1 pseudogene is annotated in these 280 nt (G+C 63.6%); it reads right to left on the minus strand.

Annotation, left to right across the window (positions count from 1 at the left end):
* Positions 1-73 precede the first annotated feature (73 nt).
* Positions 74-280: pseudogene (gene gltD / locus EN852_RS40380) on the minus strand (glutamate synthase); the annotation flags it as partial.

Consider the following 280-nt stretch of genomic DNA (forward strand, 5'->3'; position numbering starts at 1 on the left):
CTTTCCGCCCGGAATTGCGACAAGAACAAATAGATGGGAGCGGTTGGCCGTTTCCCTGAAAAGGTGAACCGCTCTAACGCGGCAGGACGCTCGATCCCATCAGCGCTTCGTCGATGGAGCGCGCCGCCTGGCGGCCCTCGCGGATCGCCCACACCACCAGCGACTGGCCGCGGCGAACGTCACCCGCCACATAGAGCTTGTCGACGCTGGTCTTGTAGTCGCGGTCGTTGGCCTCGACATTCCTGGAGCGGCGGCTGTCGGTGACGACCTTTATCTCGCC

The organism is Mesorhizobium sp. M2E.F.Ca.ET.209.01.1.1 (assembly GCF_004010375.2).
Classification (GTDB): Bacteria; Pseudomonadota; Alphaproteobacteria; order Rhizobiales; family Rhizobiaceae; genus Mesorhizobium.